We start from the raw sequence: 25,614 nt of genomic DNA, 5'->3' as shown, positions 1-25,614 counted from the left end.
GTGGAGGAGGGCATCAGGCCGCACTACTCCTCCATCGCAATCACAATTGCCTCACCCATCTTCTTCAGCGCCTCACGATGCTTCTCCGTTGGCGGTAACGCAACGTTGATCCGCAGGCAGTTGCGGTACTTGCCGGACGCAGAGAACAGCGACCCGGCTGCCGCCTGGATCTTCAGCCGGCACAGCTGCTTGCTGACGCACACCATGTCGACGTTTTCCGGTAACTCCACCCACAGCAAAAAACTGCCCTGCGGACGCGTCACGCAGATCTCCGCCGGGAAGTACTGCCGCACCCAGCAGGTATAGGTTTCCATATTCTGCTGATAAATCTGGCGCATACGGCGAACGTGACGATGATAATGGCCGTCGCGAATAAACGCCGCCACCGCCATCTGCGTTCCCGGCACGTTAAAGCCGCCTGCAGCGTATTTCATGTGCATCACCCGGTCGTAATAGCGCCCAGGCACAATCCAGCCGACGCGCAGGCCCGGTGCCACGGTCTTGGTAAACGAGCTGCACAGGAGTACGCGGCCATCAATGTCCATGGAGTGAATGGTGCGCGGGCGCGGGTATTCCGCCGCCAGTTCGCCGTAAATATCATCCTCCACGATCACGATATCGTGCCGCTGGGCAAGAGCCAGCACCTGCTTCTTCCGCGCTTCCGGCATGATAAAACCCAGCGGGTTATTGCAGTTGGGCACCAGGATCACCGCTTTAATGGGCCACTGCTCCAGCGCCAGCTCTAACGCTTCAATGCTGATCCCGGTTTCGGGATCGGTGGGAATTTCGATGGCTTTGATGTTGAACCCGCGCAGCATCTGCATGGTGCCGTGAAACGACGGAGATTCCACGGCCACAATATCGCCCGGTTTGCATATCGAGAGCAGGGCAATCGACAGCGCGCCGTGGCAGCCATTGGTGATGACAATCTCATTCGCGGCCACGGTAGAGCCGCCGTCCAGCATCAGCCGTGCGATCTGCTCGCGCAGCTCGAGCCGACCGTCGAGCACGTCATAGCTCAGCATCTCGCCCGGATTGTGCTGCGCGATGCGGCTCATTTCACGCCACAGCGGTTTCAGGCTCGGTTGATTGACGTCCGGCGAGCCGCCGCCAAAGGAGATCATCTCTTTGTCGGCACGGGCATCCAGCAGCATCATCACTTCATCCCACTGGGTAACGTCTACCGGACGCTGCACCGGACGCGTCATTGCCGGTACGGGCGGCATGGCCTTACGTTGCGAGACAAAATAGCCGGAGCGTGGCTGAGGCGTGATCAGCTGCAGATTTTCGAGGATCTGGTAGGCCTGCTGTATGGTGCTGATGCTAACGCCATGCTCCTGGCTCAGCGCGCGCACCGACGGCAGACGTTCACCGCTGCGATACAGCCCTTGTTGAATGCGTTCCGCCAGAAGGTTGGCGAGATGTTGGTAGCGCGTCATGCTGTATCCTTTGTTTTCACCATACAGATTGTAAAACCAGTACAGATTGCCGCAAAAAACGGCATGCAGATACACTTTTAGCGGATCTGTATGTTAAACAAAAGATGTTTTTGAATCTGTATTGTACGACCTGAATTCCACGATGATAACGCTACTGGCACAGTGAGGAGAGCATCATGGAATTTTACGAGAACCGTTCAAAACGTCCGTTTGTTGTTTTTGTCTGGATCGGCAAAACGCTACGCAATTGGTACCGTATTCACCGCACACGTCGCATCCTGAGCAAGATGAGTGACGAGCAGCTTAAGGATGTCGGGTTGTCGCGCTATGATGTGTAAGCGGGCAGGGTCGGCGCTGGCCGGGTAAGGAGAAACCCCTACCCGGCGCAACGGAGAGATTATTCGACTGATTTCACCGCGGTGTTTTCAGCGATGCGGCGCAGATATTCGTTATTCTTAAACGCAACCATGATCAGTTCGAACGTCACGCGACAGCCGATCAGGCTGAAAATCATCCCGATAAATCCGGTGATCAGATGGTCGGTAAACATGGAATACACGCCGGCAATCAAAATCACCAGCATGACGATCCAGTAGAAGAAGACCAGCACGCGTGGCGTTAATAAGTAGTCAAATCCCAGAATGGCTTTCATTTTCTTTTCCTTAGAAATATAAAAAAGGCTCAAGATTGTATCTTTATCACGTTCTTTTATGGCGTGGATAGCTATCTGATTTCAGAGTAGTAATTCCAGCGTTTCTTGTTTTGGCCTTTCAAGTAGTGCCACCGCCTCCTGATACGTGCGCACGTTGTTATAGCCCATCACCAGTCCGTAACGCTTGCCGGAGCCGCGATACCACTCCGAGAGCGCGTTAACCTGCAGCTGCTGCGCTTGCCAGCAGTGCGCGATTTCCCGGTCACAACTCCCCTTCGAAAGGAATGCCACGATGTGCATCCCACCGTCGTTTTGCTCGGTGAAAAACAGGTCGCCATACACCTCCTGTAAAGCCTTAATCATCCACTCCCGCCGGGTCTGATACAGGGCCCGCATCTTCTTAAGATGTCGGAAAAAATGGCCTTCGTTGAGAAAGGCGGTGAGGATCTTTTGCGTCAGCACCGGCTGGCCGCTGGTGACGATGTCCGCGCAGTCGGTAAAGGCCCCGATGGTGCTGGCGGGCATCACCACGTAGCCCATGCGCAGCGACGGCATAATGGTTTTGCTGAAGGTGCCCATAAAAATGACCCGGTCGTGCCGGTCGAGGCTTTTTAGCGACGGCAGCACCTTGCGGGTGTAGTGAAATTCCCCGTCGTAGTCATCCTCAATAATCCAGGCCTCGTTCTGGCTCGCCCAGTCGAGAAGCTGTTGTTTACGCGGCAGAGAGAGGGTGACCGCCAGCGGGCTCTGGTGCGACGGGGTGACAATGGCGAAGCGGGCATCGCGATGGTGGCGCAGCAGGTATTCCGTATCGATCCCGGCGCGATCGATCGGCACGGTGTGCAGGCGCGGCACGATCCGCTTGAGCAACTGCTGGCCCATAAAGTAGCCCGGATCTTCAAACACTACCTTGTCGCTGCGGCTGGCCAGCGTATCGAGGATCAGGCGCAGGCTACCGCTGTAGCCGCTGGTGATCAGCACCTGCTCGGCGGTGCAGGCGAGCCCGCGTGAAATATTAAGGTAGCTGGCAATCGCTTGGCGCAGCGGATACCAGCCCAGCACGGGCGGATTCAGCATCTCTTCCTGGCGCATGGCGCGCGTCGCCTGGCCTGAAAGCAGCAGCCATTTTTTATAGGGAAAGCTGTCGAGGGAGGGAATGCCGGGGCGCAGAAAACCTGCCCGTTCGCGCTGGCCGATCAGCGAGGCCGGAAGCGTGCCGGTGGTCTGCTCCGCAGGGGCGTGCTGTGCAGGCAGTAACAGGTCCGGATTGACCCGCGTGCCGCGTGCCCCCTGGCTTACCAGATACCCTTCGCCCGTCAGGATGGCGTAGGCGGTTTCAACGGTTTTGCGCGCCACCTTCAGCTCTTCCGCCAGCACGCGAATGGCGGGGACTTTGTCGCCAGGCTTTAGCACGCCACGCGTGATGTTATCGCGATAGCGGGTATAAATAGCGTGATAGCCCGGCTTCATGTCCTACCTCGTTTGACGGTTTTTGTATCTTTTTACTATGTCATTATCCGCGTAGATTGTCCTCATCGCATGACATATGCCGCACAAAAAAGAGGAAAGACAATGAGCACTCGCGTAAACCACCATAAGATCACACCTGCCCTCGCCAACGCGCTGTCCAACCTGAGCATGGAAGTGGCGAAAACCTCTCTCGACCCGGCGCTGAAGCACCTGATCGACATTCGTGTCTCACAGCTGAACGGCTGTACCTTCTGCCTGGATATGCACTCGAAAGAGGCCAAAATCGCCGGAGAACGCGAGCTGCGCCTGTACCATCTGGCGGCATGGCGCGAGTCCCCGCTGTTCAGCGCCCGTGAGAAAGCGGCGCTGGCCTTCGCCGAAGCGCTGACGCAAATTAGCGTGCATGGCGTGAGCGATGCGCTCTACCGCAGCGTGGCGGAGCACTTCTCGGACGTGGAGATTTCAGAGCTGAACTTTGCCATTGTGGCGATCAACGCCTGGAACCGTCTGGGGATCACGTCCCGCATGGAGCCGGGCTCGCTGGACGCGGCTTACGGGCTGAACAAAGCTAACCTCGAATAACCCCGCGCTCACGGATCATCGCCACCAGCGCCCGTAACCCTGGCGGGACGTGGCGATGCCCCGGATAGTACAAACGCAGCCCGGCAAACGGCTGCGTCCAGTCGTTTAACACGCTCACCAGTTCCCCGCTTTCAAGCTCTTCCCGGATATACAGTTCCGGTAAAAACCCTATCCCTAATCCCGCCTTCACGGCCCGGATCGAGGCGAAAAGATCGGACGTGGCAAAGCGCGGCGGTACCGCCAGGGCGTACTGTTCTCCGTGACGCGCCAGCTCCCAGCGGTAGATCCCACCGTGTGCCATGCGCATACCGATCCCCTGATGTAAGAGCAGATCCTCCGGCGTGTGCGGCGTGCCGTGGCGGGCAAAGTAATCCGGCGTGGCGGTGACAAGCTGGCGGATCTCACCGGTCAGCGGCACGGCGATCATGTCCTGCGGCACGGATTCTTCAAGACGGATCCCAGCGTCGTAACCTTCTGCGACGATGTCGATCATTCGTGCTTCGCTTAGCGTCTCGACGCGTATTTTCGGGTAGCGGATCATAAAGTCGATCAGCAATTGATCCAAAAAGAGCGCACCGATATGGTTCGGTACGTTTAAGCGCAGGGTGCCGGCAGGTTCGCCGGTATCACTGTGGATCTCTTCGCTGGCCTGGCGTATCGCCTGCAGGGCCGGGCCGATACGCGCCACATAGCGCTGCCCGGCGTCGGTAAGCGCCACGCTGCGGGTCGTGCGGTTAAACAGGCGCGTCTCCAGGCGGCTCTCCAGCCCGGCGATAGCGTTACTTACCGCCGTAGCGGACATGCCCAGCTCCTGTGCCGCCCCGCGAAAACTGCCGCGCCGCACCACCGCCATGACCACTTCCAGCTCTGTCAGACCCGAACGATGCATAGATTATCCTGAAAATCGAAACAACCCTTGCAGCATAGCGTGGATTATCGCAACGGAGAAGCCGTGCCAGACTGTGTCCATACAGCCTGAGGAGGTTTATATGCACAACATCGAACAGATCTTTATCAACGGCGAATTTGTTACCCCGCACGGCACTGAACGTTTTGATTTATACAATCCGGCGACGGCGCGGGTGATTGGCCAGGTTCGCCTGGCCGATGAGGTAGACGCTGAGCATGCCATCGCGGCCGCGAAAGCGGCATTTCCGGCATGGTCGCAAACCCCCCGACAGGAACGCATTGCCGCGCTGAAACGCATGCATGCCGCCGTTGCCGCCCGTCATGACGCGCTGCTGGACGCGGTGATTGAAGAGTACGGCGCGCCAGCCTCGCGCTCGGCGTGGATGGCCCGCTACCCGGCAGATGTCATTGCCCAGGCCATCGAGGCGCTGGAAGCCTTTGAGTTTGTGACCACGGCGGGGGCGGCAACGGTGCAGATGACGCCGCTTGGTGTCGCCGGGCTTATTACCCCGTGGAACAGCGACGCGGGGTTTATCTGCGGCAAACTGGCGGCTGCGCTCGCGGCGGGCTGCACGGCGGTGATTAAACCGAGCGAGATGAGCGCGCTGCAAACCCGCATTGTCACCGAGGCGCTGCGCGATGCCGGGTTACCGCCGGGCGTGTTTAACATTGTCACCGGACGGGGTGATACGGTCGGTGAGACCCTCAGCCGCCATCCGGACGTGGCGAAAATTTCGTTTACCGGTTCGACCGTTACCGGCAAAGCGATACTGCGCAACGCGGCGCAGAGTGTTAAGCGGGTGACGCTGGAGTTAGGCGGTAAATCGCCGACGATCCTGCTTGATGATGTCGATTTGGCGCAGGCTATCCCGCTGGTGGTGCAGGCCGGGTTTATGAACAGCGGGCAGGCGTGCGTGGCCGGAACGCGCATTCTGGTACCGCAGTCGCGTAAGGCGGAAATCGAAACTGCGCTGGCGCAGGCCGTCGCGGCCGTGAAATCCGGCGATCCGCGGGATAACGCGACAGAAATTGGCCCGATGGTCAGTGAAAAACAGTGGCTGCGGGTGCAGGGCTATATCCGTAAAGGTCTCGACGAGGGGGCAAACCTGCTGGTGGGGGGCGAAGGGCGTCCGGAAGGCACGCAGGACGGCTGGTTTGTGCGCCCGACGCTGTTTGCTGACGTCACAAATCAGATGGCGATTGCCCGGGAAGAGATCTTCGGCCCGGTACTGTGTGTGATCGCTTATCAGGACGAGGCCGAAGCCGTCGCCATTGCCAACGACACCGAGTATGGCCTGAGTGCGATGGTGCTGGGCAGGGATGTCGAACGTGCGCGTCGCGTGGCGCAGCAGATTGTCGCGGGCCGCGTGCTGGTGAACACGCTGGCCCATGAGCCTAAAGCGCCGTTTGGCGGGTTCAGGCACTCCGGCGTGGGGCGTGAGATGGGCGAGTGGGGGATCCGCGCGTTTATGGAGCCGAAGTCGATTCTGGGATAACCGTTTGTCGCCCTCCCGGGAAGCGGGCGACAATACTTCGCCCTTCACCGAAGCATCCGCATTTTCTTTCCTGCATGCTCTCCGCACCCTCACAACGGAGAGACAACCATGATTGCAGTCCTTTTCGAAGCCCAGGCCGCGCCTGCCCACCAGGCGCGTTACCTGCAGCTCGCAGCCGAACTCAAACCCCTGCTGGCGGATATCGACGGGTTTATTGATATCGAGCGTTTCCAGAGCCTGACCACCGACGGCAAAATTCTCTCCCTCTCCTGGTGGCGGGACGAAGAAGCGGTCCGCCGCTGGAAGCAGAACGTCTTTCATCAGGCGGCGCAGAGGGAGGGGCGGGAGGCTATCTTTACGTACTACCGCATTCGGGTGGCGCAGGTGGTGCGGGAATACGCCTCAGAAACCGGGGGGCGTGCGGATGTATGACGTTCATGTGATTTTCGACGCTACGCCAGGGGAACTGGCGCGATTCGGCCAGCTGCTTGGGCGCAATGGTGTGGGGCTGGAGGGCGGTGGCGTGTTTGGTACGGAAGCCCATTTCCTGGTGGAAGAGGGCGAAAAAGCCCGTCGCGTGCTGCTTGAGGGCGGGTTTAACGTCCGGTCAGTCCGTAAACCGCTGATCAGAAAACTGCAGCAGGCGCGCCCCGGTGAGCTGGGCGAGATTGCCGCGGCGTTAGCGGCTCACGGTGTGTCTGTACTGACCCAGTACAGCGACCATGCGAATCACCTCATTCTGCTGACGGATAATGATAAGCTGGCGGCAGAGATCACCAGACCATGGGCAGTCCATGCTTAAGACTCGTTTACCCCCTGACAACAGCGCGCTGCTGGAACAGGCCATGGCGGCAGTTGCCGCCGCCATGGCGGATCCGTCGCGTGTGAAAATGCTCTGTGCGCTGATGGATGGCCGGGCATGGACCGCCACCGAGCTGAGCGCGGCGGCGGATATCGCCCCCTCCACTGCCAGCGGGCACCTGACCCGTCTGCTGGACGGAAAGCTGATTACCTGCCTGTCACAGGGGCGGCATCGCTATTACCGCCTGGCAGGACACGACGTGGCGGAACTGGTCGAGCAGATGATGGGGCTGTCGTGGAGCCGCATCACCCCGCCGGAAACCACCGCCCCGAAAGCCCTGCGTGAAGCCCGCACCTGTTACGACCATCTGGCAGGGACGGTGGCCGTTCAAATCTATGATTTTATGCAGGCGCAGGGCTGGCTGGAGACGGACGCGTCAGCCCTGACCGTGTATGGACGCGAACAGTTCCTGACGCTCGGTATTTCATTAAGCACCAATCCGCGCCGTAAGGCCTGCTGTGCCTGTCTTGACTGGAGCGAGCGGCGGTTTCACCTCGGGGGCGAGGCGGGCGCGGCGCTCCTCGCGTACCTGGACAGCAACGGCTGGATCCAGCGGGTGACGGGATATCGGGACGTGGTGGTCACCGCGTCGGGAAACGTTGCCATTAAAAAACGTTTTAGCCGCTAAATTCTCCGCGGTTTGATGCCCTTTCCCACCGGGAGAGGGCATTCGTCTTTCGCAATTCCTGCTCTTTTGTCTCTCGTTTCTTGATACTTACCCTGGTAACTATTATCTTGACCGCGTGTTACGAGAGGATATCCCATGCGTGAAGAAGAACTGTTTAGCCGCAGACCGATGGGGATGCGGATGGCCATGATCGTGCGTCAGTGGCGCGCCGTGATTGACGACGCCATTCTCGAGACCGGGTTAACCCAGTCGAGCTGGACGGTGATGATGCAGCTTCAACAGCTTGGGGATAACGTCTCGGTGAGTGAACTGGCGGAGGTGCAGGGTATTGAACTGCCGCCGCTGATACGCACGCTGACACAGCTGGAAAAACAGGGTTACCTGTTACGCACTGTATCGCCTTATGACAAGCGTATCCGGCTACTCACGCTGACGCCGGAGGGGAACGCCGTACTCAGGACGCTCTCCCGGGTGATCGAGACATTTCAGGCGCGCGTATCGCAAAACATCGCGCCGGAGCATCTCGATATTTTCAGCGCCACATTGAATCAAATCGCCTGCAATTTGCGGAAAATCCGCGAAGAAGATAACAAGACCGAAAAATAATGACTCCTGAACAAAAGTTTGCCCGCTGGGTAAGGGTAAGTATTGCCTCTTTCCTGCTGATGTTTGTCTACTTTGTCGTCGCGGACATCTGGATCCCGCTGACGCCGGACTCCACCGTCATGCGCGTGGTGACACCGGTTTCTCCGCGCGTTTCCGGCTACGTGGCGGCTGTCCATGTACACAACAACAGCCAGGTGAAGCGAGGCGACCTGCTGTTTGAGCTGGATGACACGCCGTTTCGCAATAAAGTGGAAGCAGCGCAAATCGCGCTGGAGCAGGCACGTCTTTCTAACGAACAGCTGGATGCGCAGATCGCAGCCGCACAGGCCAGCCTGAAAACCGCCGTGCTGACCGCGCGTAACGACAAGGTGACCTACGATCGTTATCAGAAACTCAGCACGCTGCAGAACGTGTCGCAGGCGGATCTGGATAAAGTCCGGACCACTTGGCAGAGCAGCGAGCAGTCCGTCAGTTCGCTGCAGGCGAACATCCGTAACCTGCGCATTCAGCGCGGTGAGCGGGAAGAACACCGCAACGTCACCCTGCAGAAATACCGCAACGCGCTGGATGAAGCGGAACTGAATCTTGGCTGGACGAAGGTTTACGCCCAGGCGGACGGCACGGTCAGTAACCTGCAGCTTAGCCCGGGCTATTACGCCTCCTCCGGCTCGGCCGCGCTGGCGCTGGTGAATAATCAGGCCGATATCGTGGCCGACTTCCGCGAGAAGAGCCTGCGCCATACCCATCAGGGAACCGATGCCGCCGTGGTGTTTGACGCCTTCCCGGGACACGTCTTCCGTGCGCATGTGACCAGCAGCGATGCGGGGATCCTCGCCGGACAGGAGGCGGTGAACGGCGAGCTGTCCGAGCCAGAAACCTCCAACCGGTGGGTTCGTGATGCGCAGCGTATGCGTATCCACGTGGCGCTGGACGAGGCGCTGCCGAAGCAACTTCCGACCGGTGCGCGTGCCACCGTGCAGCTCTATAACAGCGAAGGGCCGTTTGCGCGCTTCTTCTCCGGGATGCAGATCCACCTGGTGAGCCTGCTGCACTATGTCTATTAACACTCTGGCGCGGGTGTTTACCCCGCACGGCAACATCGTCTATACGGCAAACGACTTTCGCCAGACCCTGCGCATCGTCTTTGCCGGCATGATTGCGCTGAGCATTTCGAGTTTTTACAACACTCACTACGGCGTGTTTTTCGTGGTCTACCCCATCATGCTGCTGTCGCTGGTACCGGTCTTTAACCGTCACGTGGCGAAGCAATTTATCTTTAGCGCCTCGCTTAACTGCGTTGAAATGGTCATTATCATCGGCTATCTGTCGCAATGGCCGGTGATCATGACGGTAGTCGTGTTCGCCCTGTACGTCATGCGTTTTCGCTTTATGAGTAAGGGACCGCTGTTTCTGTTTGGTTCGATGGGCGTGGTCTGCCAGAGCGTGATGCTCAACTTTATGAGCTATCCCACCACCGACTGGCATACGCTGCTGTTTTCCAATATCGAAGCGAGCGTTATGGCGGTATGCCTGAGCGCGCTGATGAATTACCTGCTGCCGGACGTGGAGCCGCGCAAGCCGCCGCCGCTGATTGAAAAAGATGACGCCCGTGTGCGCCACGAGTCGCTGCTTTCCGGGACCGTTGCCACCCTGATTTTCGTCATCTTCCAGATAAGCGACCTGAGCGACTCACTTTCCGCGCTGATGGCCGGGGTATTGATTCTGTTTCCCATGCACTATCGCGGCGCGGTGATGAGTTCCCTCTGGCGCGTGGTCGGCGTGGTGCTGGGCTGCCTCTACATTCTGGTCGTCCAGCTTATTCTTTACGATCACAGCAGCCATATGCTGCTGATGATGCCGCTTATCGGCCTTGGGCTGGCATTTGGCGCGCGGCTGCACGTGATGGAGAAGGTCGGCGCCGGGGTCGGGTTTTCCAGCATCACCACCATCGGCATTATGTTCGGGCAGAACATGCACCCGGACAGCGACCTGGTGTTCAGCGATCTCTATCGCATTACCTCGGTGACCTTTGCGCTGGTGGCGACCCTGACAATGGTCTTCCTGGTGCATATGATCCTCAATCGCTTTGCCCCTACGCGCTATGTGATCGCGCCGCCTGAAGCGAATTAATGCGCGAGCACGGCAGGCAATTGCGAGAGTAAAAACAGGATCAGGCCAATCGTCCCGCCCACCAGCGTGCCGTTCACACGGATGAACTGCAGGTCTTTGCCGATGTTAAGCTCAATCTGGCGCGACATGTCTTTGGCATCCCAGCTCTTGACCGTGTCGCTGATATGCCGCGTGAGGAACGCGGCAAAATCCGGCGCTACGCGGTGCGCCGCCTGCTCAAGATGCTCGTTCAGCGATGCCTGCAGGCTGGCATCGTTCGACAGCGTTTCACCAAACCACAGTCCGGCGTTGGCGATGCGCTGCCTGACGCGCGAGTCCTCGCTTTGCATATCCGCTTTCAGCCACTGACGCAGGTCGGCCCACATCTCGCCCAGATAACGGTTAAACGCCTCGTCGTTCTTCAGGTAGTGCTTGATGTTATCGGCTTTGGCGGCCATTTCCGGATCGTTTTTCAGGTTGTCGATAAACTTCAGCGTGGCGCGGTCAAACGCCTGGCGGATCTGGTGCGTGCGGTCGTGGCTGATGTCATCCAGCAGCGTATTCACCGCATTCGACACCATCTCCGCACTCTGATCGCCGAGCCACTCGGTAGGCAGCACCATGGCCTTGCGCGGATGCTCGGTCTTCAGCCAGTGCACAATCTGGTCGGTGATAAAGTCCCGCGTGCTGTCACGCTGGATAAGTGCGATCAGGCGGTTAATGATGGCGTCCAGCAGCACCTGATGGCGATTGTTACGGGTCATGCTCTCCAGCATCACCGCGCTGGTTTCGGTGAAGTCGACCTTGTCGATGGCCTTGTGCACCGCCCGTTTGAGCAGCCGCTGAATGCGTCCGTCGTCGGTCAGTTCAAGAAAACCGCTCATTACCTGAATCAGATGCAGCCCGACGCGCCGGGCGTTGTCGGGCTGGCTGAACCAGGTGCCAATCATCTGTGCCGGTTCATAGCGGCGGATCAATGCCACCAGCGACTGGGTATCGAGAAACTTTTCCTGCACGAACTGACCCAGATTGTCGCCAATGCGGTCTTTGTTGCGCGGAATGATCGCCGTATGGCGTGAGATAAACGGAATGGGCACCCGGCGAAACAGCGCGACGACGGCAAACCAGTCCGCCAGTGCGCCGACCATCGCCGCCTCGGCAATGGCCTTTACGCCGCGCACCCAGAAGGTTTGCGGCAGGAACAGGGTGGTGATAAACGCCGCGGCGGCAATCAGCAGCAGCGACAGCGCCAGCAGCTTGGCACGTTTAAGTTCAGCTATTTTTTCCATGGCTTAAGAATAGAGGGAGGCGGGAAGAAAATGCAAAAAACGCCACACGACCCACCCACCAAACGCCATCAGCACCAAGCCAGCGGTTCGCTCAATCAGCCAGAGTGAACGGCTGAGCGTCCGCTGAACCACGGGCAAGCCCATCAGCGACACCAGCGCTAAATCCCAGACCAGCACCACCATTACCATCCAGACACCGCAGGTTGACTGCTGAAGCAGCGTGACACCCGGCCCTAACAGCGCCGTCATGAGCGCCAGATAAAAAAGCGCATTCTTCGGGTTTAACAGTGCCGAACCGAGCCCCAGCAGGATTTGCTTACGCAATGAGGGGCACCGCTGATGAGTCTCATTGAGCGCAAGCGTCTGCGGGCGGCTGCGCGCCAGCCGCGATCCAATCCAGAGCAGGTAGAGCGCGCCGGATAATTCGATAAGGGTGAACAGCCACGAAAACGTGCGCAGGGCGCTCCAGCCGATAATCACCAGCACAATATAGAGCGCGTTACCCGCGGCGATACCGAGGCACAACCCGGCACTGCCGCGCAGCCGGTAACGTGCGGCGTAACCGACCAGCAAAAAGAAATCCGGACCGGGGCTTAACAGGGCTACAAAATGCGCCAGCGCCAGGGCGAGAAAAGCGGAAGGGAAGAACAGTTCCATCGTGACCTCCAGAGCAAAAACGGAGATCACCTTACGGCGTTACGTATCCTGATTATTGTCTGATATTGATCGGCCCGTCGCGTACTGGCGAGGCGTGGCGGCCGTGTAGCTGACGAAGGTTTTATGGAAATGGCTCTGGTCGGCAAACCCGCTCTGGTAACCGACATCGGCGAGATCATCTCCCGCACGCAGTCGCGCTTTGGCGTATTCCACGCGAGAGATGCTGAGAAAGCGTCCTGGCGTCAGGCCGGTGTCCTGTTTAAAGGTGCGGATTAACGTCTCTTTGCGCAGTGAAAATCGCCGGGCAAGGTCGTCAAGGGAAGGCGGAGCGGTGAGGTTCGACAGAAACGCCTCTTGCACCTGCTGACTCAGTGAATGGGGCTTATCTGTGCGGCCTGTAGAGGGGGGAAGGGCGCAAAGCAGTGCGTTCAGGGAGGCCGCGGTCATGTTCTCAACCACTCCAAGATAGTGATTAAACAGCGTTTGGTCGCGAATGACCTGCAGTGCCAGCGAAAGGTCAGTGTCGATATACAGCATGTGGTAGCTGCGTGGCTGTCCCGCCACCGGGTTGCAGCTGTGGGGAGCATGCGCCGGGATGACGATGATGTCGCCAGGGGTCAGGATATACTCCCTGTCATGGACTGTGCAGCACGTCTGGCCTTCCAGGATCGCGCCAATAGAGAGCTGTGGGTGACAATGACGTTTATACGCCTGGGTGCTCTGCCAGGTGCTGCGCAGCTCGTGGCCGCAGGCGCGATGAAAGGTCTGGCGGATGTGTCGGGTCTCGGTCATGGGGGACTCCTGTCAGGAACGTTTTTTATACCATGCCCGCGCGACATGTTGCAGTACCACGCTAAGAACCTTCCGGATATACCCAACTTTACGTCCATCGCCAGTCATATTGTCTACCCTTAATACCCTAAGCGGTAAAACAAGGAGATTCGACATGGCTTACCAGACAGTAAATCCTGCCACAAACCAGCTCATCAAAGAATATCCCTCCCATACCGACGCGGATGTTGAAGCGGCGCTGAAGGCGGCCGATGCGCTTTACCATTCGGACTGGGCAAAAGGCGACATTAACCAGCGCCTGCCGGTACTGCGTAAACTTGCGGACCTCATCGACGAACGTACGGAGGATCTGGCCAGAATTGCCAGCAAGGAGATGGGTAAGCTCATTGAGCAGAGTCGCGGTGAAGTGAAACTGTGCGCGCAAATCGCCCGCTACTACGCGGATAATGCCCAACGGTTCCTCGCCCCGGTGAAGTACGACTCCGAACTCGGGGAAGCGTGGGTCGAGCACCACCCTATTGGCGTGCTGATGGCCGTTGAGCCGTGGAACTTCCCTTATTACCAGCTGATGCGTGTCCTCGCCCCGAACCTGGCGGCCGGTAACCCGGTGATCGCCAAACACGCCAGCATCGTGCCGCACTGTGCAGAGACGTTTGCACATATGGTGCGTGAGGCCGGTGCACCGGAAGGGGCATGGACCAACCTGTTTATTTCGTCGGATCAGGTGGCGAACATCATCGCCGACGATCGTGTACAGGGTGCCGCGCTGACCGGTTCCGAAAAAGCGGGTAGCGTGGTCGCGGCGCAGGCGGCGAAGCACATCAAAAAATCGACCCTGGAGCTGGGCGGTAATGACGTCTTTGTGGTGCTGGATGATGCCGATCTGGAGAAGGCCGTGAAGACGGGCGTGAATGCCCGACTCAATAACGCCGGCCAGGTCTGTACGGCGGCGAAGCGTTTCATCGTGCATGAGAAGATTGCGGATGCCTTCCTCGCGAAATTCACCGAGGCATTTAAGCAGGTGAAGATTGGCGATCCGCTGGACGAGAGCACCACCCTGGGGCCGCTGTCCTCTCAGGATGCGCTGGACACGTTGACCACACAGGTCAACGAGGCGGTGAAAAACGGCGCGACACTGCATTACGGTGGCAAACCGGTGCAGCGTGACGGGTGCTTCTTTGAGCCGACCATCCTGACGCATATCTCGCGCGACAACCCGGCCTACTTTGAGGAGTTCTTCGGCCCGGTGGCGCAGATCTATGTGGTGAAAAATGATGACGAAGCGGTCGCACTGGCGAACGATTCCCACTATGGTCTGGGCGGCGCGGTGTTCAGCAAGGATATCGAGCGGGCGAAGAAAATGGCGTCGCGTATTGAGACCGGGATGGTGTATATCAACTGGCTCACCGATACCGCGCCAGAGCTGCCGTTTGGCGGCGTGAAGCGATCCGGTTACGGACGCGAACTGTCGGACCTGGGGATCAAAGAGTTTGTGAACCAGAAGCTGGTGGTGGTGCGTAAGTAACTCCGCGAATAAAAAACCTGCCATTCGGCAGGTTTTTTTTGGGGTTATTGCACTTCAATCTTGTCCCAGCCGCTTTTGAACATGCAGCTGTCGACTAAGGTATCCCGGCGATATTCATTCGCGTCTTCAACCGTGTAGCTCGTGGAAATATCCTTTTTCTTTTTCGATTTGTCCATTTTTTCCGAGCTCGAACCGGTCACAACATTGTCCGGGGGCAGATCAATCAGGGCCTGTGCTTCGCATTCCGTGAGCTTTTTATTCATCTCAGCGTCACTGACTCCCGGTTTCACCCATTTATACTGGACGCAACCGGTGAGCAGAAGCGTGATGCTCAGAACGCAAAGCGCGGTAATGCGGTGTTTCATCAGAAGGTGACTCCACCGCCTACATATGCGCCGTCGATCAGCGTGTGGCCAGGACGACCGTCTTTGCCGTCAACGCTTACGTGACGATAACCCACTTTCAGCGTCACAGGCGTGATTGGCGTCCAGCTCACACCGCCGTTGGCTTCCACGTAGTTTTTCACGCTGTTGTTCAGACCTTCTGGTGCGGCATACCCTTCGCCAAACACGTGGATGCTGTCCGTCAGCGCAACGTTAATACCGCCACCGATGGGGAATGCCACGCCGTTATCGCCTTTTTTCGGGCCAAGGTAGATTGCTTTAGCACCGGCATTCAGCATCACCGGGCCCACTTCCAGGTTGTAACCGGCGCCAACGCCACCTGTTTGCGTGCCGTCGTCGGTGTTTTTGAGCCAGTTGCTTTCAAGGTACACACCGGATGAGGATTTACCCATTTCCAGATTAAGGTTAGTAAAGTTTTTACCTTGCTCAATCGTGCCGCCCATAGCCAGTGCGGAACCCGACAGGACGGTCAGAGCAGAAAGAAGAAGAACATTCAATTTTTTCATGTTTTATGCCTCGTCATTAATTTCATCTGAGGCCACCTTAACAAGCGATGTTTATGACTGCAAATGTGATTAAGGTCGTGTTTTTATGCTGTTTTTGTTAATGGCTGGCTTTTGAAATGTTGCTTTCATGTTTAGTTATCGCCGGGTCAATATGTATTGCCTGGACGTTTAGGACAGGTTTAGTTTTTTGACTAAATAGACACTGAACGAGACAGAGGATAACCGTTTGAGATGAATTAATTGGCTTTCTAATAATTTCCAGAAACATTTCAAATTTTACACTTTGTGGTTTAGTTTTACATTTCTGGCGGTTCATGCGCCTGCAATTGCCTGGCCGCGTGTCTCTGCGGTGTCATTTTCCTGACACGTTTGTTCTTTACGTTGTTGGCTTCACTTTCTGGATACTAACAATATGAAAAGAAAAATTATTCCTGTGCTTATCGGTTGTGCGCTCTCTTTCTCTGGCCTGGCGGCGCAGCCCACGGCCGAACACTATGTTGTCAGCTTCCCCGAAGGCACGCGCGTGAGCTACAGCGGCGCGTTTGCCGGTGCGTTCCCGAAGGGGCTCCCGGTCGGGATTGGCTCTGGCCTGCTGTTTACCGGTAAACAGGGCGATACCCTGACGTTTGCGACCGTGACCGATCGCGGTCCGAATGCGGATTCGCCGAAAGTGGGGAAAGACGAAGCCAAAATCTTTGTCACGCCTGATTTCGCTCCGCTGCTGATGACGATTCGCGTACAAAATGGCAAAGCGGAGGCCGTCGATGCACGCCCTCTGCATGACGATAAAGGCGAGATCAACGGTCTGCCGCTGCAAAGCGGCGTGATTGGCTCGACCAATGAAGTGGCGTTCAGTGACACATTAAAGGTGCTGAAGGGCGACAATCGCGGGCTGGATACGGAAGGTATCACGCCGGACGGTAAAGGCGGTTACTGGCTGTGCGACGAGTACGGTCCGTTCCTGATTAACGTCGACAGCAAAGGCAAGATCCTGGCGATTCACGGTCCGCAGGCGGCGGAAGGCGAGAAATCCATCGCGGGCGGCTTGCCGAATATTATTAAATGGCGTCAACCAAACCGGGGCTTTGAAGGCCTGACCCGTATGCCGGACGGGCGTATCATTGCCGCGGTGCAAAGCACGCTGGATATCGACGGCAAAAGCAAAAAACAGGCGCTGTTTACCCGCCTGGTGAGTTTCGACCCGGCGACCGGGAAAACCGCGATGTACGGTTATCCCATCGACAGCGCGGCCTACAGCAAAAACAGTGACGCCAAAATTGGCGATATTGTGGCGCTTGATAACCAGCAGCTGCTGCTGATTGAGCAGGGCAGCGATAAAAACGATGGCATGCGCAACCTCATCTACAAGGTGGACCTCAGCAAGGCGAGCGATCTGACACGCTTCGATAAGCCGGGCGAATACCCGGAGTTTGATGACGAGAAGACGCTGGCCCAGCGCGGCATTACGCTGGCGGCTAAAACCCAGGTCGTGGATTTGCGCGCGCTTGGCTGGCAGCAGGAAAAGGCCGAAGGGTTAGCGCTGATTGACAACAAAACGCTGGCGGTCGCGAACGATAACGACTTTGGCGTGAAGGTGGCGATGGAAAATCCGGTCGAGGGCAAGAAGCTCAAGGATTATCGGGTGAATTCGCAAGGTGCACTCACGATTGATGATAAACCGGTTGCGACCACCCTCGCCGTGAAGCCGCTGGCGAAGCCGGCGTCAGAAAGCGAACTGTGGATTGTGACGCTGCCCGACGCGCTGAAATAATCTCACAGCCCTCTCCTCAACTGCGGAGAGGGCTGCGTTCGTACGGTTATTTGCGCAGTGCTGCAAACGCTGTCCGGATCTCGTCTTCCGGCAGCTGTAGCCCAATAAACACCATGACGCTTCGCGGCGTTTCATCTCCCCACGGTCTGTCCCAGTCCGCGCTGTACAGCCGCTGTACGCCCTGGAACAGCAGGCGGTTCGGTTCGCCATCAATCCACAGCATCCCTTTGTAGCGCAACAGCCTGTCGGCAAAAGAGAGCAGCAGGTTTTCCATGACGCGGGAGACGTCGCTGATATCCACCGGGTAATCCAGCTCGACCACAATCGACGAGACGTCGTTTTGCTTATCTGCCATAAAGTGGAAGCGCGGCGTTGAGGTGACATGCTCTTCCAGCATAAAGCCGTTGGTGTTGAACAGCTGCGAGAGGTCGATATCACCGTGCGTCGCGATGTAAATCGGCGCCCGCGAGTTGATACGCGTCAGGCGCTCGCGCAGTTTTTCGCTGTCGCCCGCCACGTCGGTTTTGGTCAGCAGGATGCGATCGGCGTAGCCCACCTGCGACTGGGCGAGGGTGAACTGGTTCATCTGTTCGTCGGCATGAACCGCGTCGACCAGCGCAATGACGCCATCCAGCAGGTAGCGCTGGCAGAGGATCTCATGGGCGAAAAAGGTCTGAATAATCGGGCCGGGGTCAGCCATACCGGTGCATTCAATCACCAGGCGGTCAAAATCGATTTCACCGCGATCGCGGCTGTCGAGCAGATCCAGCAGGGCGTCTTCTAATTCATTTGAGCGGGTGCAGCAGATGCAGCCGTTAGTCAGGGTTTTGATCTGCGTGGCGCGATCGCCAATCAGCTGATCGTCGACCGAGACTTCGCCGAATTCGTTTTCGATCACGGCGATTTTGAAGCCGTGCTGCGCGTTCAGAATGTGGCGCAGCAGGGTGGTTTTACCGGCGCCAAGGAAACCGGTCAGCAGGGTGACGGCAATCGGGGTCATGGTCTCTCCTTTAGCAGCAGCGTACGCCGCCTTCTCCACTCCCGCCGTAGCGCGCTTCCTGACGCTCGCGGAAGAATTCGGTATAGGTCATGTACGGTTTATCCGGATGGTTGGTCTTCATATGCTCAACGTAGTTGTCATAGTCCGGAATGCCAATCAGCATTTTCGCCGCCTGACCGAGGTATTTTTTCGCTTCGCCTAAGTTACCAAACATTGTGCCTTCCAGATAGAAAAAGCCCGGCAGGGGCTGCCGGGCGTTGTTTCCCTTCACCCTAACCCTCTCCCGCAGGGAGAGGGATGCGAGGGCGGATTAGTGGTGTGAAGAGGTCTTCACGCCGCCTTCCGGTACCGGGACATACGGGGTTTCTTTATCCGTACGACCCTCGGCGTTACGCACGTTCAGCCAGGTTTTGATGCCGTAGAAGATGATGCTGTACACCACCACCAGGAACAGAATGCTCAAACCTGCGTTGGTGTAGTTGTTCACCACGATGTGGTTCATGTTGGCAATCTGCTGGGCAGTGAGGTCCGCGCCGCCTGCGGCAATTTTCTCTTTGTACTGGTTAGCCATGAAGAAGAAGCCTTCCAGCTGCGGATTGGCGCTGAACAGTTTCAGACCAAGCGCCCAGGTGGTGCAGAGCAGCAGCCACAGCGCAGGGATCACGGTGACCCAGATGTATTTGGTGCGTTTCATCTTCACCAGTACAACGGTGCCAAGAACCAGGGCGACAGCGGCCAGCATCTGGTTAGAGATACCGAACAGCGGCCACAGGCTCTTCACGCCGCCCAGCGGGTCGACAACGCCCTGATACAGCAGGTAACCCCACAGACCCACGCAGCCTGCGGTTCCCAGAATACCCGCCACCAGAGAGTCGGTTTTTTTCAGGAACGGCACGAAGTTACCCAGCAGGTCCTGCAGCATAAAGCGTCCCGCACGGGTACCGGCGTCCAGCGCGGTGAGGATGAACAGCGCTTCAAAGAGAATACCGAAGTGGTACCAGAAGCCCATGTCCGCCCACGGCAGCACTTTGTGGAACACGTGTGCGATACCCACTGCCAGCGTCGGTGCGCCACCGGCGCGGTTCAGGACTGACGGTTCGCCAATGTCTTTCGCGGTCTGCATGATCTGCTCAGGCGAAATCACGAAGCCCCAGGAGCTGACGGTTGCGGCAGCATGTGCGCTCGCATCTTTCAGCTGCGCCATGATCAGCGCCGCGTTATCACCGCCCATCTCATGCAGGTTTGGCATGGTAATGCCCAGGCCTGCCGGAGGGGTGTTCATCGCGAAGTAGAGACCCGGTTCGATGATGGACGCGGCAACCAGCGCCATGATCGCCACGAAAGACTCCATCAGCATTGCGCCGTAGCCAATCAGACGCGCGTCTTTTTCGTTAGCCAGCAGCTTCGGTGTGGTACCAGAAGCAATCAGGGCGTGGAAGCCAGAGACCGCACCGCAGGCGATGGTGATAAACAGGAACGGGAACAGCGCACCTTTCCACAGAGGACCGGTACCGTCGATGTACTGGGTCACTGCCGGCATTTTCAGATCCGGGTTAATCACCAGGATGCCGATCGCCAGACCGACGATAACGCCGATTTTCAGGAAGGTCGCCAGGTAGTCACGCGGTGCCAGGATCAGCCAGACCGGCAGCAGAGCGGAGACAAACGCATACCCAATCAGCGCGAAGGTGATGGTGGTGTCCTTGAAGGTCAGCGCCGGGCCCCAGTACGGGTCGTGCGCAATCACGCCACCGAAGTAGATGGATGCAACCAGCAGCACAATACCAATCACCGACACTTCACCCACGCGACCCGGGCGGATAAAGCGCATGTAGATACCCATGAACAGCGCAATCGGCACGGTAGAGCAGACGGTGAAGACCCCCCACGGACTTTCGGCCAGCGCTTTCACCACGATTAACGCCAGCACCGCGAGGATGATGATCATAATCAGGAAGCAGCCGAACAGTGCGATGGTCCCCGGCACGCGGCCCATCTCCTCTTTCACCATCTCACCCAGAGAGGCGCCGTTACGGCGAGAAGAGATAAACAGCACCATAAAGTCCTGCACCGCCCCGGCCAGCACTACGCCCGCGAGCAGCCACAGGGTACCAGGCAGGTAGCCCATCTGCGCGGCCAGAACCGGGCCGACCAGCGGACCCGCACCGGCGATAGCGGCAAAGTGGTGACCAAACAACACGTAGCGGTTGGTGGGCACGTAGTTGAGACCGTCATTATTAATGACCGCCGGAGTGGCACGCGTCGGGTCGAGTTTCATGACCTTCTGCGCGATGTATAAGCTGTAGTAGCGATAAGCAACAAGATAGACGGAGACAGACGCAACGACGATCCACAGGGCGCTTACGTGTTCGCCCCGGCGTAGTGCGACAACCGCCAGACAAAAAGCGCCGAGGATCCCGAGTAACGCCCAGGGCACGTGCTTCAGTAGTTTTTTCGTATCCATAGTAAGACCTGGTTTTTTATGTAATGAAAAAGGGTCAGGGTTCGTTATGAGGAGGTATTGATTAATGCTGGAGCGATCGTGCCAGAACCACGCGCGTGTAAAGACAGGTAAATGAATGAGCGGTTGAAAGGGCCAGGTGAGCGGTCAAAGAGGGCGGCGAGTGGTTCCGTCTCGCCGCCGCCGGGAGAAATTATGTGATTGAGATCACGTGGTTATCTGCTGTGCGCTCTACCGCCAGATAATTTTCCAGCGTTTTAAGCAGCTTCTCTTTTAGCCAGTTGGGCTCCAGGATTTGAATGTTCGGCAGCCAGTAGAACAGCAGCGGCAGGATCTGGTTCTCGTGTGCCGCCTGACAGCGCAGCGTGACGCCGTTGTGCTGCTCACCGACAAGCTCTTGCTCCGGCAGCAGGTCGCGGCGCATAAAGTAATGTGAAATAGTATCTTTAATGAATATTTTCACTTCGAAAGTGTCTTCCGACACCCACGGATCGCGGCTTTTTTCCAGCAGCCCGAGCGCATTTTCTTCCGGCGTGAAGGTTTTTTGTTGAATATCAAACCAGCTAATCTGACTCAACGAGAAGGATTTTAGCCGGCTATTCTCGGTGGCTTGTAAATACCATATATTTTTATTGTTAATGAGTTTATAGGGATTAATCAGGCGGGTTTTACCCTTATAAACGATCTGGCATACATTACGATTCTTAATCGATTTCTCGATTTTCGATAAATAGCGACGAATATCACGTTCTACCGTGTGCTCTGCGTCGTTGCCAAGAATAAGAATATGATTTTCGTCAACGCGTGTTTCAAGTTTCTGCCAGAATTCCGTATTTCTTTCCGGGAAAAAGCTATCGGCATTCAGGAAGTTAGCAATCGTGTGATGTAATCCTTGTCCACCGGGAGATTGTGCGGAGTGGATCAGACGATACAGTCCGTTACCGGTATGTTCCACAATAGGTGAAAGCGCATTTAAATCCCGGTAGACGGTGCGCTCGGTAATTTTAAATTTTTCCATGAGCGCACTGCGGTTTACCACACCATTTAAATGTAACTCAACCAGAATATCGACCAGACGTTCAGCCGAGCGGCTCCGCGTCGATTTAGCCATAAGGTCTTCCTGTATATTAGGGTATGCGCTGAATGATGCGGGTAGCACTGACATGTATTGTCAGTATTCAGACACAGAAAATTTCTCTTATGGCTATATAACGGCGTGATTAAGCGGAAACCTTAGGAATTTTTGTGGAAATTGGCGCTGGCCGGGAAACGGCCAGCGCAGGAGGGGGTCACACTGCGGCTTCAGCCTCCATCATGACGGGGTGGAAACGGCGTTTAAAATAGATCAGGCCGTGTCCCGCTTCGCTCAGAATGATGTTTTTAATTTCAACGAGATAAACCAGATGGGTGCCGATGGTTTGCACCTGGCTAATCTCGCCTTCAAGGCTTGCCAGCGCGCCCTTCAGCACCGGTTGCCCCTGCGGACCTTTCTGCCAGCAGGAGAGGGCAAAGCGATCGTCCATTACCATGCCGGTCATCCCGGCGAAGTGGCGGGCCATGATCTCCTGCTCATGGTTCAGCACGTTGACGCACAGCTTACCGTTACCCTGGAAAACCGGGTTCATGGCGCTGTTGGCATTGATGCAGACCATCAGCGATGGCGGGGTGTCCGTGACTGAACAGACGGCGGTGGCGGTGATACCGCAGCGTCCTGCATCGCCCTCGGTGGTGACAACGTTAACCGCCGCCGACAGGCTGGCCATCGCATCGCGAAAACGCAGGCGTTGTTCTGTATGCATTGAAACCTCCCGCTGCGTTATTTCAGCAGCTTATCCAGCATGTTGATATCGGAATTATTGTGCAGGTGCGGCACCGTCCAGCCATGCTGGTCGTACTCGGACATGCAGCGGTCGACCATTGCCATCATTTTGTCCATGTTGCCAGAGCTCTGTGCCTGACGCAGACACTGCAGACGGATTTCGTCCTGGCTGCCGGAGTAGTTGATCTCATACAGCTCGTGACGACCACCAAACTCGCTGCCGATGGCATCCCACATCAGTTTCAAAATCTTAATGCGTTCCACGTGATCCATGCCGTTGGAGCCGCGCACGTATTTCGCCAGATACTGGTCGATCTGCGGATTGTTCAGGTCTCGCGCGCTGGACGGCAGATAGATCAGGCCGCTGGTGACGTTACGCTCGATGATGTTCTTGATCTTCGCATAGGCCATCGGGGCCATGACGCGGTAGGTCTGCAGCGCCGCGTGATCCGGCAGGTACGCACCATTCACCCACGGCGTGGCTTCAGAACACATGGAGTCGCTCAGCGCCCAGAACATGTTGCGCCAGGCCACCACTTCCCCGAGATCCGCCTGCACGCCGCGGAACTCCAGGGTGCCGGTACACTCCAGCGATTTCTTCAGCAGCGCGGTAATGAAATCGAGCTTCACCGCCAGACGTACGCAGGCCTGCAGCGGGTACATGCGGGCAAAACCGCCTTCCATGGTCCAGCGACGGCAGCGATCGAAATCGCGGTAGATCAGCACGTTTTCCCAGGGGATCAGCACATGATCCATCACCAGGATCGCGTCGTTTTCGTCGAAACGGCTGGAGAGCGGGTAGTCGTACGGAGAGCCGGTCGCGCCTGCCACCATTTCGTAAGAGGCGCGAGAGATCAGCTTCACGCCTTCGGCGTCCATTGGCGCAACGAACATCAGCGCGAAGTCCGGGTTTTCGCCCATCACCTGCGCGGAGCCAAAACCGATCATGTTGTAGTGAGTCAGCGCCGAGTTGGTTGCCACCACTTTTGCGCCGCTAACGATGATCCCGGCGTCGGTCTCTTTTTCCAGCTTGATGTAGACGTCTTTTACTTCGTCCGCCGGTTTGTGACGGTCGATGGGGGGGTTAACGATGGCGTGGTTGAAGTAAAGCCCGGTTTCCTGAATACGGGTGTACCAGTTACGGGCGTTCTGTTCGAACTGGCCGTAGAACGCCGGATTGGCACCGAGCGCGCAGCCAAACGCCGCCTTGTAGTCCGGGGTGCGGCCCATCCAGCCGTAGCTCAGGCGCGACCACTCGGCGATGGCGTCACGCTGTTGACGCAGGTCGTCGGCGCTTTTCGCCACGCGGAAAAACTTATGGGTGTAGCCGCCGCTGCCGGTATCGGTGCCCCAGCACAGCGTGTCCTGCATGTCAGGCTTGTGCAGCGCATCGTACATCTGCGCGATGGAGGCTGCCGCATTGCGAAACGCCGGATGAGTGGTCACGTCTTTGACGCGCTCGCCGTAGATATAAATCTCGCGGCCATCCTGCAGGCTTTTTAAATACTCTTCACCGGTTAACGGACGTTTGGCATCAGCGCGGAAATCTTCAGGCTTCATAGGGACCTCGTATCGGAACAGTGATGTTAAATTTATGTTTTGTTTTTGTTGTTTAATTGAAGCCTGAGCGGGGGTGAACGTGAAGGGACGATTGGGACAACGGCTGGTACTTTTCGCATATGATCGCAGAGTGTGATTTCCCTCACCCTGAACCCGGGAGAGGGTCAGGGCTGGGGTGGGGTAACAGACGACACCGGTACTTTTTGTGCCCGATACGCGCTCGGCGAACACCCCACTAACCGATTAAAAAACCGGGCAAAATAGGCCGGGTCTTTAAACCCCAGCTGCCAGGCGATTTCGCTGACCGCACTGTCGGAGAAGAGCAGCATCCGCCTCGCTTCACGCAGCTGACGGTCAAAAATCAGCCGCTTCGGCGGGCGGTTGGCGAAGCGCCGGCAGATATCGGTCAGACGCGATTCGGTCAGGTGCAGTTCGCTGGCATATTCCGGCACCGTCCAGTGCTCATGAAAATGGACGTCAATCAACTGGGTAAAGCGCTGGAACAGTTTCAGCTCGCCGCGCATGCCGCTGGCGGCGTGATCGTCGAGCTTCGCGTTGCGCAGCAGCAGGGTGAACACCGCCTGGGCTAACAGAACCAGCGTGTGTTCGCGCCCGGGCAGTTGCGCCGTCGATTCCCGGGCAATCAGCGGCCAGTAGTGCTTCAGTGCCGCCAGTTCGTCCGGCTTATCGGCCAGCGACAGGCAGATCCCCGGCAGGCCAAAGGCTTCCCGCGTGCCGGGGTAGAGCACTTCCAGCAGCGGCCAGATCAGATCCTCGCGCACCGTCAGAACGTGCCCGTCGCTGTCGGATTCGGTAATAAACGCGTGCGGCACCGACGGGGGGGTCAGCACAAACAGCGGAGCCTGCACCGAGTAGCGGTGATCGTCGAGCTGCAGTTCGATCTGTCCGGTATCCAGAAAGTGCATCTGAAAATACTGGTCGTGACGGTGAGCCTGCATGTCGCGGCCAAAAAAGGCCGCCATGCGGGCGAACGACTGATAGTGAACATCATCCGTTCCCAGACTTTCGTCGTACTCTTTGCTGATGTCGATATTCGCGATCGGGTTCTGGCACATA

At 57.4% G+C, this 25,614-nt stretch carries 27 protein-coding genes; 11 read left to right on the top strand and 16 right to left on the bottom strand.

What is annotated here, in order from left to right; genetic code table 11:
- Positions 1-23 precede the first annotated feature (23 nt).
- Positions 24-1,439 carry an aminotransferase-like domain-containing protein gene (locus tag L466_RS01710; protein ID WP_014168456.1) on the bottom strand — a complete coding sequence of 472 codons (1,416 nt, stop codon included), beginning with the start codon at positions 1,437-1,439 and terminating at the stop codon, positions 24-26.
- Between the two features lie 176 nt (positions 1,440-1,615).
- Between L466_RS01710 and L466_RS01715 the strand changes: the two genes are divergently transcribed.
- Positions 1,616-1,777, top strand: coding sequence for a DUF1127 domain-containing protein (locus tag L466_RS01715; RefSeq protein WP_032681737.1), 162 nt, complete (start codon positions 1,616-1,618; stop codon positions 1,775-1,777).
- Between the two features lie 59 nt (positions 1,778-1,836).
- Here L466_RS01715 and L466_RS01720 read toward each other — a convergent pair whose 3' ends face one another.
- Together L466_RS01720 and L466_RS01725 are read right to left on the bottom strand one after the other, a co-directional pair.
- Complete coding sequence (locus L466_RS01720) at positions 1,837-2,091, bottom strand: DUF4282 domain-containing protein (RefSeq protein ID WP_020885330.1); 255 nt, start codon at positions 2,089-2,091, stop codon at positions 1,837-1,839.
- A gap of 81 nt (positions 2,092-2,172) precedes the next feature.
- A complete protein-coding gene (locus tag L466_RS01725) occupies positions 2,173-3,561 on the bottom strand; it encodes a MocR-like pyridoxine biosynthesis transcription factor PdxR (protein WP_032681736.1) in 1,389 nt (462 codons plus the stop codon).
- A gap of 102 nt (positions 3,562-3,663) precedes the next feature.
- Here L466_RS01725 and L466_RS01730 point away from each other — a divergent pair, with 102 nt between their 5' ends.
- Positions 3,664-4,143 (top strand): carboxymuconolactone decarboxylase family protein, encoded by a 480-nt coding sequence (locus L466_RS01730; protein WP_020885328.1) that lies wholly within the window; start codon positions 3,664-3,666, stop codon positions 4,141-4,143.
- Here L466_RS01730 and L466_RS01735 read toward each other — a convergent pair.
- Positions 4,130-5,032, bottom strand: coding sequence for a LysR family transcriptional regulator (locus tag L466_RS01735; protein ID WP_032681734.1), 903 nt, complete (start codon positions 5,030-5,032; stop codon positions 4,130-4,132). The genes L466_RS01730 and L466_RS01735 overlap by 14 nt on opposite strands.
- A 100-nt stretch (positions 5,033-5,132) precedes the next feature.
- On the opposite strand from L466_RS01735, the gene L466_RS01740 reads away from it, so the two are divergent.
- The 7 genes from L466_RS01740 to L466_RS01770 all read left to right on the top strand — a co-directional run bounded on the left by L466_RS01740 (position 5,133) and on the right by L466_RS01770 (position 10,774).
- Positions 5,133-6,548: an aldehyde dehydrogenase family protein gene (locus tag L466_RS01740; protein ID WP_032681732.1), complete on the top strand. Its 1,416-nt coding sequence runs from the start codon at positions 5,133-5,135 to the stop codon at positions 6,546-6,548.
- 108 nt (positions 6,549-6,656) lie between these two features.
- Complete coding sequence (locus tag L466_RS01745) at positions 6,657-6,980, top strand: antibiotic biosynthesis monooxygenase family protein (protein WP_032681731.1); 324 nt, start codon at positions 6,657-6,659, stop codon at positions 6,978-6,980.
- Complete coding sequence (locus L466_RS01750; protein WP_032679564.1) at positions 6,973-7,350, top strand: hypothetical protein; 378 nt, start codon at positions 6,973-6,975, stop codon at positions 7,348-7,350. The genes L466_RS01745 and L466_RS01750 overlap by 8 nt, the downstream gene beginning before the upstream one ends.
- A complete protein-coding gene (locus L466_RS01755; RefSeq protein WP_032681730.1) occupies positions 7,343-8,038 on the top strand; it encodes an ArsR/SmtB family transcription factor in 696 nt (231 codons plus the stop codon). Before L466_RS01750 ends, L466_RS01755 begins: the two co-directional genes overlap by 8 nt.
- A gap of 135 nt (positions 8,039-8,173) precedes the next feature.
- Entirely contained in the window at positions 8,174-8,644 is a 471-nt protein-coding gene (locus L466_RS01760; protein ID WP_032681729.1) for a MarR family winged helix-turn-helix transcriptional regulator, read from the top strand.
- Positions 8,641-9,708 carry an HlyD family secretion protein gene (locus L466_RS01765; protein ID WP_086533213.1) on the top strand — a complete coding sequence of 356 codons (1,068 nt, stop codon included), beginning with the start codon at positions 8,641-8,643 and terminating at the stop codon, positions 9,706-9,708. Before L466_RS01760 ends, L466_RS01765 begins: the two co-directional genes overlap by 4 nt.
- Positions 9,698-10,774, top strand: coding sequence for a DUF2955 domain-containing protein (locus L466_RS01770; RefSeq protein WP_032681728.1), 1,077 nt, complete (start codon positions 9,698-9,700; stop codon positions 10,772-10,774). Before L466_RS01765 ends, L466_RS01770 begins: the two co-directional genes overlap by 11 nt.
- Here the strand turns inward: L466_RS01770 and L466_RS01775 are convergent.
- Genes L466_RS01775 through L466_RS01785 form a run of 3 tightly spaced genes read right to left on the bottom strand, consistent with a single transcriptional unit; the run spans position 10,771 to position 13,491 of the window.
- Entirely contained in the window at positions 10,771-12,042 is a 1,272-nt protein-coding gene (locus L466_RS01775; protein ID WP_032681727.1) for a DUF445 domain-containing protein, read from the bottom strand. The two genes, L466_RS01770 and L466_RS01775, sit on opposite strands and share 4 nt — an antisense overlap.
- A gap of 3 nt (positions 12,043-12,045) precedes the next feature.
- Positions 12,046-12,699, bottom strand: coding sequence for a LysE family translocator (locus L466_RS01780; RefSeq protein WP_032681725.1), 654 nt, complete (start codon positions 12,697-12,699; stop codon positions 12,046-12,048).
- Between the two features lie 39 nt (positions 12,700-12,738).
- Positions 12,739-13,491: an AraC family transcriptional regulator gene (locus L466_RS01785; protein ID WP_032681723.1), complete on the bottom strand. Its 753-nt coding sequence runs from the start codon at positions 13,489-13,491 to the stop codon at positions 12,739-12,741.
- Positions 13,492-13,645: 154 nt separating this feature from the next.
- Between L466_RS01785 and L466_RS01790 the strand changes: the two genes are divergently transcribed.
- A complete protein-coding gene (locus L466_RS01790) occupies positions 13,646-15,016 on the top strand; it encodes an NAD-dependent succinate-semialdehyde dehydrogenase (RefSeq protein WP_032681722.1) in 1,371 nt (456 codons plus the stop codon).
- A 44-nt stretch (positions 15,017-15,060) separates the two neighbouring features.
- Here L466_RS01790 and L466_RS01795 read toward each other — a convergent pair whose 3' ends face one another.
- Together L466_RS01795 and L466_RS01800 are read right to left on the bottom strand one after the other, a co-directional pair.
- Positions 15,061-15,381, bottom strand: a complete 321-nt coding sequence (locus tag L466_RS01795; RefSeq protein ID WP_020885318.1) for a hypothetical protein — start codon at positions 15,379-15,381, stop codon at positions 15,061-15,063.
- Complete coding sequence (locus L466_RS01800) at positions 15,381-15,926, bottom strand: YfaZ family outer membrane protein (protein ID WP_014168475.1); 546 nt, start codon at positions 15,924-15,926, stop codon at positions 15,381-15,383. Before L466_RS01800 ends, L466_RS01795 begins: the two co-directional genes overlap by 1 nt.
- A 412-nt stretch (positions 15,927-16,338) precedes the next feature.
- On the opposite strand from L466_RS01800, the gene L466_RS01805 reads away from it, so the two are divergent.
- On the top strand, positions 16,339-17,697 hold the full coding sequence (locus L466_RS01805; RefSeq protein WP_032681720.1) for an esterase-like activity of phytase family protein: 1,359 nt from the start codon (positions 16,339-16,341) through the stop codon (positions 17,695-17,697).
- Positions 17,698-17,743: 46 nt separating this feature from the next.
- Here L466_RS01805 and yjiA read toward each other — a convergent pair whose 3' ends face one another.
- The 7 genes from yjiA to hpaA form a co-directional block, all read right to left on the bottom strand.
- Entirely contained in the window at positions 17,744-18,697 is a 954-nt protein-coding gene (gene yjiA / locus L466_RS01810) for a GTPase (protein WP_020885316.1), read from the bottom strand.
- A gap of 10 nt (positions 18,698-18,707) precedes the next feature.
- A complete protein-coding gene (locus L466_RS0122680; protein ID WP_003856610.1) occupies positions 18,708-18,911 on the bottom strand; it encodes a YbdD/YjiX family protein in 204 nt (67 codons plus the stop codon).
- 96 nt (positions 18,912-19,007) lie between these two features.
- The gene (locus tag L466_RS01815) at positions 19,008-21,161 is read right to left on the bottom strand and encodes a carbon starvation CstA family protein (RefSeq protein ID WP_020885314.1); all 2,154 of its coding nucleotides are present in this window, start codon (positions 21,159-21,161) and stop codon (positions 19,008-19,010) included.
- Positions 21,162-21,351: 190 nt separating this feature from the next.
- Complete coding sequence (locus L466_RS01820; RefSeq protein ID WP_032681719.1) at positions 21,352-22,269, bottom strand: helix-turn-helix transcriptional regulator; 918 nt, start codon at positions 22,267-22,269, stop codon at positions 21,352-21,354.
- 178 nt (positions 22,270-22,447) lie between these two features.
- Positions 22,448-22,957, bottom strand: coding sequence for a 4-hydroxyphenylacetate 3-monooxygenase reductase subunit (locus L466_RS01825; RefSeq protein WP_032681717.1), 510 nt, complete (start codon positions 22,955-22,957; stop codon positions 22,448-22,450).
- Between the two features lie 17 nt (positions 22,958-22,974).
- A complete protein-coding gene (gene hpaB / locus L466_RS01830; RefSeq protein ID WP_014168483.1) occupies positions 22,975-24,537 on the bottom strand; it encodes a 4-hydroxyphenylacetate 3-monooxygenase, oxygenase component in 1,563 nt (520 codons plus the stop codon).
- Between the two features lie 164 nt (positions 24,538-24,701).
- The gene (hpaA, locus tag L466_RS01835; protein ID WP_032681716.1) at positions 24,702-25,613 is read right to left on the bottom strand and encodes a 4-hydroxyphenylacetate catabolism regulatory protein HpaA; all 912 of its coding nucleotides are present in this window, start codon (positions 25,611-25,613) and stop codon (positions 24,702-24,704) included.
- Position 25,614 lies beyond the last annotated feature (1 nt).

Source organism: Enterobacter sp. BIDMC 30 (genome assembly GCF_000534355.1).
In the GTDB taxonomy this organism is placed as follows: Bacteria; Pseudomonadota; Gammaproteobacteria; order Enterobacterales; family Enterobacteriaceae; genus Enterobacter; species Enterobacter ludwigii.
Note: the sequence above shows the minus strand (reverse complement) of the source record. Positions and strands in the feature narration are given on the sequence as shown.

Bases quoted from the DNA above. Each gene is read 5' to 3' on its own strand.
- L466_RS01710 (WP_014168456.1), bottom strand. From the start codon at position 1,439: ATGACGCGCTACCAACATCTCGCCAACCTTCTGGCGGAACGCATTCAA.
- L466_RS01715 (WP_032681737.1), top strand. From the start codon at position 1,616: ATGGAATTTTACGAGAACCGTTCAAAACGTCCGTTTGTTGTTTTTGTC.
- L466_RS01720 (WP_020885330.1), bottom strand. From the start codon at position 2,091: ATGAAAGCCATTCTGGGATTTGACTACTTATTAACGCCACGCGTGCTG.
- L466_RS01725 (WP_032681736.1), bottom strand. From the start codon at position 3,561: ATGAAGCCGGGCTATCACGCTATTTATACCCGCTATCGCGATAACATC.
- L466_RS01730 (WP_020885328.1), top strand. From the start codon at position 3,664: ATGAGCACTCGCGTAAACCACCATAAGATCACACCTGCCCTCGCCAAC.
- L466_RS01735 (WP_032681734.1), bottom strand. From the start codon at position 5,032: ATGCATCGTTCGGGTCTGACAGAGCTGGAAGTGGTCATGGCGGTGGTG.
- L466_RS01740 (WP_032681732.1), top strand. From the start codon at position 5,133: ATGCACAACATCGAACAGATCTTTATCAACGGCGAATTTGTTACCCCG.
- L466_RS01745 (WP_032681731.1), top strand. From the start codon at position 6,657: ATGATTGCAGTCCTTTTCGAAGCCCAGGCCGCGCCTGCCCACCAGGCG.
- L466_RS01750 (WP_032679564.1), top strand. From the start codon at position 6,973: ATGTATGACGTTCATGTGATTTTCGACGCTACGCCAGGGGAACTGGCG.
- L466_RS01755 (WP_032681730.1), top strand. From the start codon at position 7,343: ATGCTTAAGACTCGTTTACCCCCTGACAACAGCGCGCTGCTGGAACAG.
- L466_RS01760 (WP_032681729.1), top strand. From the start codon at position 8,174: ATGCGTGAAGAAGAACTGTTTAGCCGCAGACCGATGGGGATGCGGATG.
- L466_RS01770 (WP_032681728.1), top strand. From the start codon at position 9,698: ATGTCTATTAACACTCTGGCGCGGGTGTTTACCCCGCACGGCAACATC.
- L466_RS01775 (WP_032681727.1), bottom strand. From the start codon at position 12,042: ATGGAAAAAATAGCTGAACTTAAACGTGCCAAGCTGCTGGCGCTGTCG.
- L466_RS01780 (WP_032681725.1), bottom strand. From the start codon at position 12,699: ATGGAACTGTTCTTCCCTTCCGCTTTTCTCGCCCTGGCGCTGGCGCAT.
- L466_RS01785 (WP_032681723.1), bottom strand. From the start codon at position 13,491: ATGACCGAGACCCGACACATCCGCCAGACCTTTCATCGCGCCTGCGGC.
- L466_RS01790 (WP_032681722.1), top strand. From the start codon at position 13,646: ATGGCTTACCAGACAGTAAATCCTGCCACAAACCAGCTCATCAAAGAA.
- L466_RS01795 (WP_020885318.1), bottom strand. From the start codon at position 15,381: ATGAAACACCGCATTACCGCGCTTTGCGTTCTGAGCATCACGCTTCTG.
- L466_RS01800 (WP_014168475.1), bottom strand. From the start codon at position 15,926: ATGAAAAAATTGAATGTTCTTCTTCTTTCTGCTCTGACCGTCCTGTCG.
- L466_RS01805 (WP_032681720.1), top strand. From the start codon at position 16,339: ATGAAAAGAAAAATTATTCCTGTGCTTATCGGTTGTGCGCTCTCTTTC.
- yjiA (WP_020885316.1), bottom strand. From the start codon at position 18,697: ATGACCCCGATTGCCGTCACCCTGCTGACCGGTTTCCTTGGCGCCGGT.
- L466_RS0122680 (WP_003856610.1), bottom strand. From the start codon at position 18,911: ATGTTTGGTAACTTAGGCGAAGCGAAAAAATACCTCGGTCAGGCGGCG.
- L466_RS01815 (WP_020885314.1), bottom strand. From the start codon at position 21,161: ATGGATACGAAAAAACTACTGAAGCACGTGCCCTGGGCGTTACTCGGG.
- L466_RS01820 (WP_032681719.1), bottom strand. From the start codon at position 22,269: ATGGCTAAATCGACGCGGAGCCGCTCGGCTGAACGTCTGGTCGATATT.
- L466_RS01825 (WP_032681717.1), bottom strand. From the start codon at position 22,957: ATGCATACAGAACAACGCCTGCGTTTTCGCGATGCGATGGCCAGCCTG.
- hpaB (WP_014168483.1), bottom strand. From the start codon at position 24,537: ATGAAGCCTGAAGATTTCCGCGCTGATGCCAAACGTCCGTTAACCGGT.
- hpaA (WP_032681716.1), bottom strand. From the start codon at position 25,613: ATGTGCCAGAACCCGATCGCGAATATCGACATCAGCAAAGAGTACGAC.